The organism is Microbacterium sp. NPDC056234 (assembly GCF_042267585.1).
GTDB lineage: Bacteria > Actinomycetota > Actinomycetes > Actinomycetales > Microbacteriaceae > Microbacterium.
On record NZ_JBHJTE010000002.1, the window covers coordinates 624,858 to 638,225 of the forward strand.

The 13,368-nt window shown below is 68.4% G+C and carries 16 protein-coding genes; 8 read left to right on the forward strand and 8 right to left on the reverse strand.

Annotation, left to right across the window (positions count from 1 at the left end; all coding sequences use genetic code 11):
• Positions 1-79 precede the first annotated feature (79 nt).
• A complete protein-coding gene (locus ACFCYE_RS08930; RefSeq protein ID WP_376178003.1) occupies positions 80-667 on the forward strand; it encodes a TetR/AcrR family transcriptional regulator in 588 nt (195 codons plus the stop codon).
• A gap of 18 nt (positions 668-685) precedes the next feature.
• On the opposite strand, the gene ACFCYE_RS08935 is transcribed toward ACFCYE_RS08930, so the two are convergent.
• From ACFCYE_RS08935 to pdhA, 3 genes are read right to left on the reverse strand one after another with little or no spacing between them, the layout of a single operon-like run.
• Complete coding sequence (locus ACFCYE_RS08935) at positions 686-2,050, reverse strand: dihydrolipoamide acetyltransferase family protein (protein WP_376178005.1); 1,365 nt, start codon at positions 2,048-2,050, stop codon at positions 686-688.
• Entirely contained in the window at positions 2,047-3,057 is a 1,011-nt protein-coding gene (locus ACFCYE_RS08940) for an alpha-ketoacid dehydrogenase subunit beta (protein ID WP_376178007.1), read from the reverse strand. The genes ACFCYE_RS08935 and ACFCYE_RS08940 overlap by 4 nt, the downstream gene beginning before the upstream one ends.
• A 1-nt stretch (position 3,058) precedes the next feature.
• Positions 3,059-4,174 (reverse strand): pyruvate dehydrogenase (acetyl-transferring) E1 component subunit alpha, encoded by a 1,116-nt coding sequence (gene pdhA / locus ACFCYE_RS08945; RefSeq protein ID WP_376178009.1) that lies wholly within the window; start codon positions 4,172-4,174, stop codon positions 3,059-3,061.
• 171 nt (positions 4,175-4,345) lie between these two features.
• On the opposite strand from pdhA, the gene ACFCYE_RS08950 reads away from it, so the two are divergent.
• A complete protein-coding gene (locus tag ACFCYE_RS08950) occupies positions 4,346-4,819 on the forward strand; it encodes an Lrp/AsnC family transcriptional regulator (RefSeq protein ID WP_376178011.1) in 474 nt (157 codons plus the stop codon).
• On the opposite strand, the gene ACFCYE_RS08955 is transcribed toward ACFCYE_RS08950, so the two are convergent.
• Positions 4,791-5,705 (reverse strand): alpha/beta fold hydrolase, encoded by a 915-nt coding sequence (locus tag ACFCYE_RS08955; protein ID WP_376178012.1) that lies wholly within the window; start codon positions 5,703-5,705, stop codon positions 4,791-4,793. The genes ACFCYE_RS08950 and ACFCYE_RS08955 overlap by 29 nt on opposite strands.
• A 75-nt stretch (positions 5,706-5,780) precedes the next feature.
• Between ACFCYE_RS08955 and ACFCYE_RS08960 the strand changes: the two genes are divergently transcribed.
• Together ACFCYE_RS08960 and ACFCYE_RS08965 are read left to right on the forward strand one after the other, a co-directional pair.
• A complete protein-coding gene (locus ACFCYE_RS08960) occupies positions 5,781-6,503 on the forward strand; it encodes a 3'-5' exonuclease (RefSeq protein ID WP_376178013.1) in 723 nt (240 codons plus the stop codon).
• 41 nt (positions 6,504-6,544) lie between these two features.
• On the forward strand, positions 6,545-6,841 hold the full coding sequence (locus ACFCYE_RS08965; protein WP_376178015.1) for a hypothetical protein: 297 nt from the start codon (positions 6,545-6,547) through the stop codon (positions 6,839-6,841).
• Between the two features lie 63 nt (positions 6,842-6,904).
• Here ACFCYE_RS08965 and ACFCYE_RS08970 read toward each other — a convergent pair whose 3' ends face one another.
• From ACFCYE_RS08970 to glgA, 3 genes are all read right to left on the reverse strand, one after another.
• Positions 6,905-7,159, reverse strand: coding sequence for a type B 50S ribosomal protein L31 (locus ACFCYE_RS08970; RefSeq protein WP_179438025.1), 255 nt, complete (start codon positions 7,157-7,159; stop codon positions 6,905-6,907).
• 85 nt (positions 7,160-7,244) lie between these two features.
• Complete coding sequence (locus ACFCYE_RS08975; RefSeq protein ID WP_376178016.1) at positions 7,245-8,027, reverse strand: ABC transporter ATP-binding protein; 783 nt, start codon at positions 8,025-8,027, stop codon at positions 7,245-7,247.
• A gap of 17 nt (positions 8,028-8,044) precedes the next feature.
• Positions 8,045-9,229, reverse strand: coding sequence for a glycogen synthase (glgA, locus tag ACFCYE_RS08980; protein ID WP_376178017.1), 1,185 nt, complete (start codon positions 9,227-9,229; stop codon positions 8,045-8,047).
• Between the two features lie 46 nt (positions 9,230-9,275).
• Here glgA and ACFCYE_RS08985 point away from each other — a divergent pair, with 46 nt between their 5' ends.
• Genes ACFCYE_RS08985 through ACFCYE_RS08995 form a run of 3 tightly spaced genes read left to right on the forward strand, consistent with a single transcriptional unit; the run spans position 9,276 to position 11,939 of the window.
• Positions 9,276-10,520 (forward strand): glucose-1-phosphate adenylyltransferase, encoded by a 1,245-nt coding sequence (locus ACFCYE_RS08985; RefSeq protein WP_376178019.1) that lies wholly within the window; start codon positions 9,276-9,278, stop codon positions 10,518-10,520.
• A 52-nt stretch (positions 10,521-10,572) separates the two neighbouring features.
• Entirely contained in the window at positions 10,573-11,208 is a 636-nt protein-coding gene (gene serB, locus ACFCYE_RS08990; protein ID WP_376178021.1) for a phosphoserine phosphatase SerB, read from the forward strand.
• Positions 11,209-11,240: 32 nt separating this feature from the next.
• Positions 11,241-11,939: an alpha/beta fold hydrolase gene (locus ACFCYE_RS08995; protein WP_376178023.1), complete on the forward strand. Its 699-nt coding sequence runs from the start codon at positions 11,241-11,243 to the stop codon at positions 11,937-11,939.
• 16 nt (positions 11,940-11,955) lie between these two features.
• Here the strand turns inward: ACFCYE_RS08995 and fabG are convergent, their stop codons facing one another.
• Complete coding sequence (fabG, locus tag ACFCYE_RS09000; protein ID WP_376178024.1) at positions 11,956-12,666, reverse strand: 3-oxoacyl-ACP reductase FabG; 711 nt, start codon at positions 12,664-12,666, stop codon at positions 11,956-11,958.
• A 104-nt stretch (positions 12,667-12,770) separates the two neighbouring features.
• Here fabG and ACFCYE_RS09005 point away from each other — a divergent pair, with 104 nt between their 5' ends.
• Entirely contained in the window at positions 12,771-13,304 is a 534-nt protein-coding gene (locus ACFCYE_RS09005) for a DUF4190 domain-containing protein (RefSeq protein WP_376178025.1), read from the forward strand.
• The last annotated feature ends 64 nt before the right edge of the window (positions 13,305-13,368 follow it).

Here is a 13,368-nt window from a genome sequence, read left to right on the forward strand (position 1 = left end):
CACGAAAACTGGTGCCCGACCATCCGGGTCGGTTAGTGTTCACTAACCCGTTCATTTAGGTTAGCGAGCATTAACTGAGATGGCAACCCCGATCACCGCGCGCGATCGCGCCAAAGCGGAGCGCTCCGATGCCCTCCTGACCGCCGCCGCGACGCTGTTCGCCGAACGCGGCTTCTCCGGCGTGAGTCTGGAGGACATCGGCGCGGCCGTCGGCGTCTCCGGGCCGGCCGTGTACCGGCATTTCGCCGGCAAGCAGGCGCTGCTGGGCGCTCTGCTCGTCGGCGTCAGCCGTGACCTCGTCGCCGGGGGAACAGCCGTGTTCGAAGCCTCATCAGACGACGAAGACCGCATCCGCTGCCTGATCCGGTTCCATGTCGACTTCGCGCTCGGGCACGCCGACGTCATCCGCGTCCAGGACCGTGACCTGGCCCATCTGTCGGATGCGGACCGCGCCGACGTCCGACGACTTCAGCGCGCGTACATCGACCTGTGGATGACGGCGCTCGCCGCGCTGCGCTCGGTCCCGTCCGATGAGCTCCGCCTGCGCGTGCAGGCGGGCTTCGGGCTGATCAACTCGACACCGCACAGCACGCGCTCGGCTGCCCGCGCCCAGGCCGCCACCGCCGCCGTCCTCACGGACATGGCGTACGCGGCGCTGACGGCCTGACCGGACCCCCCGGAGCGGTCAGGCCATCAGCATCGCGCGCCCCGGCTCCTGAAGGACGTCGGCGACGTCCTTCAGGAATCGAGCTCCTTCGGCGCCGTCGACGACCCTGTGATCGAAGGACAGGCTCAGCGTCATGACCTGACGCACGGCCAAGTCGCCGCGGTGCACCCACGGCTGCGGTCGGACCGCGCCGACGGCGAGGATGCCGGACTGCCCCGGTGGCAGGATCGGCGTTCCTGCATCGATCCCGAACACGCCGATGTTCGTGATCGAGAAGGTTCCGCCGGCCAGCTCCGCCGGCGAAGTGCGCCCGGACCGCGCCGTCTCGGTGAGCGCCGTGAGGGCATCCGCGAGTCCGATCAGCGACATCCGATCGGCATCCCGGATGTTCGGCACGATCAGTCCGCGCTCGGTCGCCGCAGCGATGCCGAGGTCGACGTAATGGTGCTGGACGATCTCGCCGGCCTCGGCATCCCATCGCGAATTGAGACCCGGCGTGCGCCCCAGCGCGAGACAGACCGCCTTCGCGATCACGACGAGCGGGCCGATCCGATGCCCGGACAGCGCTCGGTCCTCGCGCAGGGAGGCGATGAGGTCCATCGTCTCGGTGACGTCGACGGTGTGGAAGCAGGTGACATGCGGCGCCGTGAACGCGCTCTGCACCATGGCCTCCGCCGTGTGCTTGCGCACCCCGCGGATCGCGATCCGCGTTTCGCGCTCACCGTCGAGCTCTGCGGCGGGCCGCGCCGTCGGCGGCGACGGTACGGCCGGTGCGACGCGCTCGGCATACGCATCGACATCGGCCCTGGTGATCGGGCGGTCGCCCACCTCCGCAGCCACGAGCACGAGATCGACTCCGAGCTGTTTGGCGTGAGCGCGTACCGGGGGCGTCGAACGGGGCCGTTCGCCCTGGACGGTCTCGACGGGTCCCGTCGGCAGCGCGTCGTGCGGGGCCGCCTCGAGGACGGCGGTGTCGACGATGGATGCCGCGGTTCCCGCCGCGCGCCGCGCACGCCGGGCCGGCCGCGCTCCGCCGGACGGTGCCGCACCGTACCCGACCAGGTTCGCCTGGGTCGCCGGTTCGGCAGCGGATGCGGCGGCGCCGCCCTCCGCGGGCGTCGAGGCATCCGAGGCGCTGTCCTCACCGTCGACGTCGAACGCGATCAGCGGCGCCCCGACGGCGACCGTGTCGCCGGCTTCCGCGTGCAGCGTCGCGACGATTCCGTCGTACGGAGAAGGCAGCTCGACGATCGCCTTCGCCGTCTCGACCTCCGCGAGCGTCTGATTGAGCGTGACTGTATCGCCCGGAGCGACGAGCCACTGCACGATCTCTGCTTCGGTGAGGCCCTCGCCCAGGTCGGGGAGCCGGAAATCGGTGGTCATGCGCCCGCCTCCGTCATGCTGTTCGGCCTGTCGAGGACGCGATCGACAGCATCCAGGATGCGGTCGAGATCCGGAAGGTGGTGCTTCTCCAGCTTCGCCGGCGGGTAGGGGATGTCGTGTCCGGTGACGCGCAGCGGCGCGGCCTCGAGGTACTCGAAGCAGCGCTCGGTGACGCTCGCGATCACCTCGGCGGCGACACCGGCCTCCCGCGATGCCTCGTGCACGACGACGACGCGGCCGGTCCGCCGCACGGACGCCGCGACCGTGTCGTAGTCGACGGGAGACAGAGACCGCAGGTCGATGATCTCGAGGTCGATGCCGTCTTCCTCGGCGGCGGCCGCGGCATCCAGAGCCGTCGAGACCATGGCGCCGTACGTCAGCACGGTGGCATCCGACCCCTGGCGCACGACCTGGGCGAGCCCCATCGGGACGGTGTCCGCGAGCGGCGAGTCCAGGTCCACCTCGCCCTTGTGGTGGTACAGCCGCTTGGGCTCGAAGAAGATCACCGGATCGTCGCTCGCGATCGCCTGACGCAGGCATCGATACGCGTCCTGAGGGTTCGACACGGCGATGACCCTGAGGCCTGCGGTGTGCACGAAATACGCCTCCGGCGATTCCGAGTGATGCTCGGCCGCGCCGATGCCTCCGGCCCACGGGATGCGGATCGTGATCGGCATCTTCACACGCCCCTGCGTGCGGTAGTGCAGCTTCGCGACCTGCGACACGATCTGGTCGAATGCCGGGTAGACGAATCCGTCGAACTGGATCTCCACCACCGGACGGTATCCGCGGAACGCCAGACCGACGGCGGTGCCGACGATGCCGGATTCCGCCAGTGGAGTGTCGATCACCCGCGCGGCCCCGAACTCGTCGATGAGGCCGTCCGTGATGCGGAACACCCCTCCGAGGCGTCCGATGTCCTCACCGAGGATCACGACCTTGTCGTCGTCGCGCATGGCCTGCGCGAGGCCGGCGCCGAGGGCCTTGCCCAGCGTCATCTCGGTCATCTCACGCCTCCTGCTCGAAGGAGCGCAGGTACGCCGCGTACGCGTCGCGCTCGCGGGCGAGGCCGGTGTGCGGTTCCGCGTAGACGCCGTCGAAGACAGCGAGCGGCTCACGGGTCACCATGCCGATGCAGGCGGCCCGCATCTCGCGTGCCGCGGTGTCGGCGTCCGCCTGGGCTGCGGCGATCTGCGCGTCGTCGAGCTCGCCGCGTGCGGTCAGGAAAGCCTCCAGCCGAGCGATCGGATCACGCGTGCGCCAGGCCTCCAGCTCGGCGGGGTCACGGTAACGGGTCGGGTCGTCCGCCGTCGTGTGCGGGCCCATCCGGTACGTGACCGCCTCGATGAACGCGGGACCCTTGCCGCTGCGCGCGTGATCGAGCGCCCAGCGCATCGCCGCAAGGCACGCGAGCACGTCGTTGCCGTCGACCCGCAGGCTCGGGATGCCGAAGGCTGGCGCACGGCCGGCGATCGGATACCGCGACTGCACCGAGACCGGCTCGGAGATCGCCCAGTGGTTGTTCTGGCACACGAACACCGCCGGAACACCGTACGACGAGGCGAAGATCATGGCTTCGTTGACGTCGCCCTGGCTGGTCGCACCGTCGCCGAAGTAGGACACGGCGACCTCGTCGGTCTGCTCGCGCTGGATCCCCATCGCATAGCCGACGGCGTGCAGGCTCTGCGCGCCGATGATGATCTGCATGGGGGCGCAGCGGAGGCGGTCGGGGTCGTACGCGGCCCCCTCCTCACCGCGCCACGTGCGCACGAAGTCGGCCGGTTCCGCGCCACGCGCCATGATGACGCCCGTCTCCCGGTAACTGGGGAAGACGAAGTCCTGCGGGGCGAGAGCACGTGCTGTGCCGATCTGCGCAGCCTCCTGGCCCTGGCACGGGGCCCAGAGGCCGAGCTGTCCCTGACGCTGCAGCGCGAAGCCTTCTGCGTCGATGCGACGGAGCACGACCATATCGCGGTGCAGAGCACGCAGCTGGACCGCATCCACGTCCGCGACGAAGCGATCCAGGTCGGGGTGCGTCAGACGTGTGCCGTCCGGCGCCATCAGGCGCTCGACGAGCTCCAGGTCCTGAGCGGTATCGGTGATCGGAGTGGTCTGCGGTGACATCTTCGTCCTCCTCTGTCGCACCGCCCCTTGTGGGGGCGCTGCTGCACGGCGCCGACATCGTCATCGGCTGCTTCGAGGCTACGTCCGGTGATCACCTCGCTCAAGCATCTCCGAACGTATTGAGCATGTTGCGCACATTCACGCACGGCGAGGGTGCTACCGTTTGGCACTATGTCAACCCTGGACCGCATCGACCTCGAGCTTCTGACCGTCCTCGCCGACGATCCCCGTGCCACGATCGTCGCTCTGGCCGAGCGGCTCGGACTCTCGCGGAACACGATCCAGGCACGGATGGCGCGGCTGGAGCAGACCGGAGTACTGCTCTCGTACGAACGCGCGTACTCGCCGGAGGTCCTCGGGTTCCCGTTGCAGGCGTTCATCAGCATCGGCCTGCGTCAGACCGAGCTCCCCCGAATCACCACCGAGCTCGCTCGCATCCCCGAGATCCTGCAGGTGCACGGACTGAGCGGATCGATCGATCTGCTCGCCAGCGTCGCATGCCGCGACGCGCGCCACCTTTTCGACACGGATGCGCGCATCCTCTCGATCGAAGGCGTCGACCGCACCGAGACCTCGCTCGCGATGGGCGAGGTGATCCCCTACCGGGTCGCCGGGCTCATCGGCCTCGCACGACGGGAAGCCTGAGGAAGCGTCGGATCGCGCCGGCGGCCTCGGCCGGCGTCTCGTAGTGGATCAGATGGCCGACGTCGGCGATCTCGACGATCTCGGCATCCGAGAACAGCGTGGCGAGCCGGCGCTCGGCCTCGATCGGCGTGATGTCGTCCTGCTGCGCCGCAACCAGCAGAGTGGGCGTCGAGATGTGCGGGGCGAACTCGCGGACGTCGTGCGACACACTGGTGACGAACGCATCCTTGAGCACGTCGCGATCGGCGAAGCGCGAGAAGTAGGTGTCGTGCTGCGCGTGGATGAACCGCCGCAGCTCGGGATCGCGCGTCTTCGCCATCGTGATGCTCATGACGCGGACGATCATCCCGTTGCGCAGCAGCGCGGTGCCGAGCCGCTCCGGCAGTTTCGCGCCGAGCGCGTAATACAGCACGGCGAGTCGCGTCATGAGGCCCTTGGGTCCTTCGAGCGCCGGCGCGCCGATCGGATTGATGAGGATCAGTCGGGGCGTTTCGAGACCGCGGGCGACGGCCGCTGCGGCCACGATGGAACCGAAGGAGTGCCCGAGGATGACGGCTCCCGGCGCGACGGTCTCGGCGAACTCGGTCAGCCACCGGGCATACCGGTCGAGGTCGTGCCGGCCGCCCGGCAGGGGCGCCGTCTCGCCGAATCCGGGCAGATCGGGCGAGATCACGCGCACGTCGGGCAGGTAGGCGAGAACGGGCTCCAGCCCGTGGTGCTCGCCACGGAATCCGTGCACGGCGATCACAGTGGGCCCGGCGGTGTCGTCGACATCCGCACCGTCGGCGACCCCGTACTCCCAGTACGCGGTCGAGCCTCCGCCGACCTCGACCTCGCGGCGCCGGACGGGCAGGGCGTTCAGACGATCGGCATACGGCGACAGCATGATTCCGAGTCTACGGGCGCCTCCACGCGGAGAGTCGCCACGGCGATGTCGGAACCTCGTCCTACCGTGAACATCATGACCGACGAGACCACGCTTCCCGACTGGCTCACCCGCGTCGGCGTCTTCGATCTCGAGACCACCGGTGTCGACGTCCGCTCCGATCGCATCGTCACCGCCCACGTCGGCGTGCTCGATGCCAAGGGAAGGCAGATCGCCGCCCGATCCTGGATCGCGGACCCCGGCATCCCGATCCCGGACGGCGCAGCGGCGATCCACGGTTTCACGACCGAACACGTCCAGCGAGTCGGACGCCCCTCGTCCGAGGTCGTCGCGGAGATCGCCGGCTCGCTCGCGGCGCTGCTCGCGCAGGGAGTGCCCGTCGTCGCGTACAACGCCTCGTACGACTTCTCCCTCCTGTTCCACGAGTGCCTCCGGCACGGCATCGAACCGTTGCAGAATCCGTCCCCCGTGATCGATCCATTGGTCATCGACAAGGCCGTCGATCGGTATCGCCGGGGCAAGCGAACGCTCGAGGTGGTGGCCGAGCACTACTCGGTGGCTCTCGACGGCGCGCATGAGGCCTCCGCCGACGCGATCGCGGCCGGGCGCGTCGCACAGGCGCTCGCACGCCGTTTCGACCTTCCGTCGTCGGCATCCGAACTGCACACTCAGCAGATCGGATGGGCGCGTACGCAGGCCGAGAGTCTCACCGAATACTTCATCAGCATCGGCCGCATCGACGCGGAAGAGACCATCGATGGCACGTGGCCGGTGCGCGCTGCTGCGGCCTCCGAGTGAAGGGGATGCCGTCGCGCATCCGATCTGCCTAGGCTGAACGGGTGAACGATTTCCTGGGATGGATGACCATCGCCGTCGTCCTCGGGATGATCCCCGTGATGCTGTTCACCGGCCTGCGCCACGTGTTCTCGCGCAGGCCGATCGAGGAGAAGTACCGGGGAATGGCCGGTGGTGGTCTGGTGGGGGTGTTCGACGCCGTCTGGTCGCCGAGCGCGCACGAGGCCGGCCAGGAGCGCGACCGTCAGCAGCGCTCCTCCGTCCCGGCGCCCACGCCGGACAAGGGGCCTGGCGTCATGGATGCCTCGGGACGCATCGTGATCGAGGTCGATGAGGACTGACGTCGCCGCCGACGACGAAGGTCCCGACTCCATCGTGGAGCCGGGACCTTCGCGGAAAGCTGCTTACTTGCTGCCGCCGAAGCCCTTGAAGCGCTGGTTGAACTTCTCGACGCGACCGGCCGAGTCCATGATGCGCTGCTTGCCCGTGTAGAACGGGTGCGAGGCGGACGAGATCTCGACGTCGATGACGGGGTACTCCACGCCGTCCAGTTCGATCGTCTTGTCGCTCGAAACCGTCGAGCGGGTCAGGAACGTCTCTCCCGAGCCGAGGTCGCGGAACACGACAGCCTGGTAGTCGGGGTGAATGTCAGTCTTCATGGGATTCCTTACGTGGCGCCCTGGATTGTGCCAGGGACGAGGGAAGTCTGTGGGTGCAGATGCACCAAGGATCGAGTTTAGCAGATCACGCGGCGCGAGCCGCGTACCGGCCGCCGTCCGCGCTCAGCACGATCGAGAGACCGAACGTCTCGGTGAGAGCCTCGGACGTGAGCGTCTCAGCGATCGGTCCCTGGGCCACGGCAGCGCCGTCGCGCACGAGCAGCACGTGGGTGAAGCCCACCGGGATCTCTTCGACGTGATGGGTGACCATCACCATCGCCGGTGTCGTCGGCGACGAGGCGAAACCGCTCAGCAGGGTGAGCATCTCCTCGCGCGAGCCGAGATCCAGCGAAGCGGTGGGCTCATCGAGCAGGAGCAGCTCGGGGTCGGTCATGACGGCACGGGCGATCTGCACCCGCTTCTGCTCGCCGTCGCTCAGCGAACCGAACAGGCGATCGGCGAGGTGGTCGAGCTTCCACTCCCCCAGCACCCGCAGCGCGCGCCGCTCGTCGATGTTCTCGTACTGCTCGTTCCAGCGACCCATGACCGAGTACGCAGCGGTGAGCACCGCGTTGAGCACCGTCTCGTCGCGCGGGATGCGCTTGGCCATCGCCGACGAAGCGAAGCCGATGCGCGGGCGCACCTCGAAGAGGTCGCTCTTGCCGAGCGTCTCGCCCAGCACGGTGACGGTTCCGGACGTGGGATGCAGGAGCGTGTCCGCCAGTTGCAGCAGCGTGGTCTTGCCAGCCCCGTTCGGGCCGAGCACGGCCCAGCGCTCGTCATCCGCGACCTGCCAGGTCACATGATCGACGATGTTCCGCCCATCACGGCGCACGACGACATCAGAGAGATCCAGGGCACTCGGCATGCGATCAGCCTATCGGCTCAGTCGGCGAGCTCCCGGTAGAGCTCCCGCGTGGTGTCCGCAATCGCCGCCCAGCTGAAGTCCTCTCTGGCACGCTCTCGCCCGGCCGCGCCGAAGCTCCTCGCGCGCTCCGGATCGCCGACGACCTCGGCCAGGACCGCGGCGAGATCGTGAACGTATCGATCGGCGTCCACGGGTGTTCCCGTGCCGTCCTGGACCTGCTCGATCGGGACCAGCCGACCCGTGACGCCGTCGTCGACGACCTCCGGGATCCCCCCCGTCGCAGTGCCCACCACGGCCGCGCCGCACGCCATCGCCTCGAGGTTCACGATCCCCAGCGGCTCGTACACCGAGGGGCAGACGAACGTCGTCGCCGCGGTGAGGATCGCCGAGAGTTCGGCGCGCGGAAGCATCCGCTCGATCCAGATCACGCCATCACGGGTCTGCTGCAGCAGCCGGACGCGTTCCTGGACCTCGGCCATGATCTCCGGCGTATCCGGCGCGCCGGCGCACAGCACGATCTGCACGTCCTGCGGGAGTTCCGCCACGGCACGCAGCAGGTAGGGCAGCCCCTTCTGGCGGGTGATCCGGCCGACGAACACGACGGAGGGGCGGGCGGGATCCAATCCGATGCTCGCCAGGAACGCGGGGTCCTCGACCGGCCGCCACTGCTCCACGTCGATGCCGTTGTGAATCACGCGCACCCTGGACGGGTCCACCTGCGGATAGCTGCGAAGTATGTCGGCGCGCATACCGGCGCTGACCGCGACGATGGCCGCAGCGTTCTCGTAGGCGAGACGCTCGATCCCGCTGGAGACCGCGTAGCCCCCGCCGAGCTGCTCCGCCTTCCACGGACGAAGCGGCTCCAGGCTGTGCGCCGTGAGCACATGAGGGATGCCGTGCAGCTGCGAGGCGAGGTGGCCGGCGAAGTTGGCGTACCAGGTGTGCGAATGGACCAGGTCGGCTCCGGCGATGTCGCCGACCATGCCGAGGTCGGTGCCGAGCGTCTGGATCGCGGGGTTGGCTGCACCCAGTTCCAGAGGCGTCCGATACGACGTCACGCCAGGCTCGGAGCGGTCGGCACCGAACGCGCGCACCTGCACATCCACAGAGCGACGCAGCGCCGCGACGAGCTCCGCGACATGGACACCGGCTCCGCCGTAGATCTCCGGCGGATATTCCTTCGTGATCATGTCAACGCGCATGTCTGAACGCTAGTACAGCGACGCATTCGGGATCTATGGTGGAGCCATGGCGGTCCCCAAGAAGGTCTTCGGCATCATTCTCGCCGGCGGTGAAGGCAAGCGCCTCATGCCCCTGACAGCCGACCGGGCGAAACCGGCGGTGCCCTTCGGCGGCCAGTACCGTCTGATCGATTTCGCGATCTCGAATCTCATCAACTCCGGACTGCGCCAGGTCGTGGTGCTGACGCAGTACAAGTCGCACAGCCTCGACCGGCACATTTCGCAGACCTGGCGGATGTCCGCCCTGCTGGACTCCTACGTCACCTCGGTGCCCGCGCAGCAGCGGCTGGGCAAGCGCTGGTTCTCCGGGTCGGCGGATGCGATCCTGCAGAGCCTGAATCTCATCAACGATGAGAAGCCGGACATCGTCGTGGTCATCGGCGCCGATCACGTGTACCGGATGGACTTCCGACAGATGGTCAAGGCGCACATCGCGTCGGGCGCGAAGGCGACCGTCGCCGGGATCCGCCAGCCGCTCGCGCTGGCCAACCAGTTCGGCGTGATCGATGCGGACCCGGACGGCTCTGGGCGCATCCGCGCATTCTTGGAGAAGCCCACCGATATCGAGGGGCTCGCCGACTCGCCGCACGAGGTGCTCGCGTCGATGGGCAACTACATCTTCGACACCGACGCCCTCATCGCGGCCGTCGAGGCGGACGGCGAGCTGCCCACCTCCGGGCACGACATGGGCGGCGACATCGTCCCCTACTTCGTGGAGCGCGGCGAGGCGGGCTACTACGACATGAAGCAGAACGACGTTCCCGGCTCATCGCCGCGCGACCGCGCGTACTGGCGGGATGTCGGGACGATCGATTCCTTCTTCGACGCGCACATGGACCTGATCTCCACGCTGCCCGTGTTCAACCTGTACAACACCCTGTGGCCGATCCGCACGCAGAGTGTGAACGCTCCCCCCGCGAAGTTCGTCCGCGATGCGGTCGGCAGGATCGGCAATACGATCGACTCCATCGTGTCCCTGGGGTCGGTGCTCTCCGGTACGCATCTCGAACGCAGCGTCGTCGGCCCCGGCACGCTCGCCGGAGGCGGTTCGACCATCACGGACTCGGTGCTGTTCGATCACGTCCACGTCGGACAGGGCGCGCGCATCCATCGCGCGGTGCTGGACAAGAACGTGATCCTCGACGACGGTGCCACGGTCGGCGTCGACAGAGAACGCGATCTCGCTCGCGGGTTCACCGTCACCGAATCGGGGATCACTGTGGTAGGCAAGGGCATCCGGATCGACCGGTGACAGCCGGCTCCGGCGAAGGATCCGACCTCTGCCGTGCCCTAGGCTTTCACGCGTGAGTTCCGCGCGCTTCCTCGTCGTCCTCGATGCCGATTCCACGCTCATCCGCAACGAGGTGATCGAACTCCTCGCCGACGAGGCAGGACGACGCGCCGAGGTCGAGGCCGCCACCGAAGCCGCCATGCGGGGTGAGGTCGAATTCGCGCAGAGCCTCCGCTCGCGCGTGCAGGCTCTCGCGGGCGTGCCGACGTCCGCGTTCGCACGTGTGCGCGCTCGGATCGAACCGACGCCGGGTGTGCGGGAGCTGACGGCCGCCGTGCACGAACGCGGCGGCGTCGTCGGCGTCGTGTCCGGTGGCTTCCATGAGATCCTCGACCACATCGCACCGGCTCTGGGCGTCGACCGGTGGCGCGCGAACAGGCTCGAGGTGGACGGCGACGCCCTGACCGGCCGGGTAGACGGTCGGATCGTGGATGCCGCGGCGAAGGCTGCGTCTCTGCAGGAGTGGGCCGCGGAGCTGGGAGTGCGCGATCGTGCGACGATCGCGATCGGCGATGGCGCGAACGACCTGCGGATGATGTCCGTCGCCGGACTCGGCCTGGCTTTCAACGCGAAGCCCGCCGTGCGCGAACAGGCGCACCTGGTGATCGCACCGGTCGATCTGCGCGAAGTCATCCCGCTGCTGCCGTAGCGGATGTCCGAGGCCCCGCGTACGGTCGTGGCATGGACATCATCCTGGTACCGGGTCTCTGGTTGGACGCGTCATCGTGGGACGACGTGTCGCCCGCTCTCACCTCCGCCGGACATCGCGTGCATGCGCTGAACATGCCGGGACTCGGCGAGCCGGCCGGCGAATCCGGCGACATCGGCATCGCCGACTGGGTCGATGCCGTCGTCGAGCGCATCGATGAGCTCACGGGCCCCGTCGTGCTCGTCGGACATTCCGGCGGCGGCAACGTCGTGTGGGGCGCGGCGGATGCGAGGCCGGATCGCGTGGCCCGTGTCGTGTTCGTCGACAGCGCGCCGCCCGCGCCGGGCTTCGGGATCTCGGAGTTCGAGGTCCTCGACGGAGTCGTCCCGTTCCCCGGTTGGGACTTCTTCCCCGACGAGGATGTGGCCGACCTGACTCCGGAGGTCCGCGCGCGAACAGCTCCGACGACCAGCAGCGTTCCGGCACGTGTGCCCACCGATCCGATCGCCCTCAGCGGCGAGCGGCACCGCGTTCCCGTGACGATGCTGATGGGCGGCATGGATCAGCGCGCGGTCGAGTCGCTGCTCGAGGAATGGCCGCCGTTCGCCGACGAGTTCCGGGCGATCGATGACGTCACCGTGGTCCGGATCGGATCCGGTCACTGGCCGCAGTTCAGCGTGCCCGACCGGCTGACGCAGTTGATTCTGGATGCCGTGGCAGAGCAGTCCTGAATCCGGCCGAGCCGGATCAGTGCCCCATACCCAGTCCGCCGTCCACGGGGATGACCGCGCCGGAGATATAGGCGGCGTCATCGCCTGCGATCCACGTGACCACGCCGGCGACCTCATCCGCCGTCGCGAAACGGCCGGCAGGGATGTTCGCCTTGTACTGCTTCTGGGTTTCCTCGGGGAGCTCGGCCGTCATATCGGTCTCGATGAAGCCGGGGGCGACGACATTCGCCGTGATCCCCCGTCCGCCGAGTTCGCGGGTCAGTGACCGGGCGAAACCGACCAGAGCGCTCTTGGATGCCGCGTAGTTGATCTGTCCGGCGGAGCCGTAGAGGCCTACGACGCTGGAGATGAGGATCACGCGGCCGAAGCGGGCACGGAGCATGCCCTTCGACGCCCGCTTGACGACGCGGAACGAGCCGCCGAGGTTCGTCGAGACCACGCTGTCGAAGTCGTCCTCCGTCATGCGCAGCAAGAGCGTGTCCTTGGTGATGCCGGCATTCGCCACGACGATCTCCACCGGTCCGAGGGTGTTCTCCACCTCGGTGAAGGCCGCATCGACGGCCGCCGCATCCGTGACGTCAGCGCGGACCGTGAGTGTCCCCTCGGGACCCTCCCCGCTGCGCGCCGTCACCGCCACGCGATAGCCGTCGCGCACGAAGCGTTCGGCGATGGCGCGTCCGATGCCGCGGTTTCCTCCGGTGACCAGGACGACGCGTCCTTCGCTCATGTGTCAGCACTCCAGCTCGTTCGATCTCGGGCGTTGGCCATCCTATCGGGGCGTTTGACACCGGCAGATCCGACTGCGAGCCTGTCCCTGACGAAAGGCACACAGTGAGCGACAACAGCACCCCCACGCCGCCGCCCGCACCCGGAACACCGCCGCAGGCGCAGCCTCACCCCGGCGCGACACCGGCGCCCTATGGTCAGCCCGCGCCGGGGACCGCTGTCACGCCGGCATCCGGACATCCCGCGCCGGGGTACCCGGCGCACGGGTACCCCGCGAACGGCTACGCGGCACCCGGCCACACGACGCCCGGATACGCCGCGCCGGGCTATGGCGCGCCCGTCTACGCCCCTCGCCCGAACAGCGGGCTGGCGATCACGTCACTCATCTGCGGCATCGCCGGTCTCGTGCTCGCCGCGTTTCTCGTCCCCCTGATCGCATCGGTCGTCGCGGTGATCACCGGGCACATGAGCCTCAGTCAGATCAAGCGCGATCCATCGTTGGGCGGCAAGGGTCTGGGGATCACGGGGCTCGTGCTGGGATACGCCGGACTCGCGTTCCTGCTCATCATGATCGTCGTCCTCGTCTTCTCGTTGCTGTTCTTCGGATCGCTCAGCTTCCTTCCGTTCTTCTTCATGTGATCGCCTGCGCCCGGACCGGGCACCTGGTGCGCCTCACGGCACCGATGCACGCCCACTCGGCGTA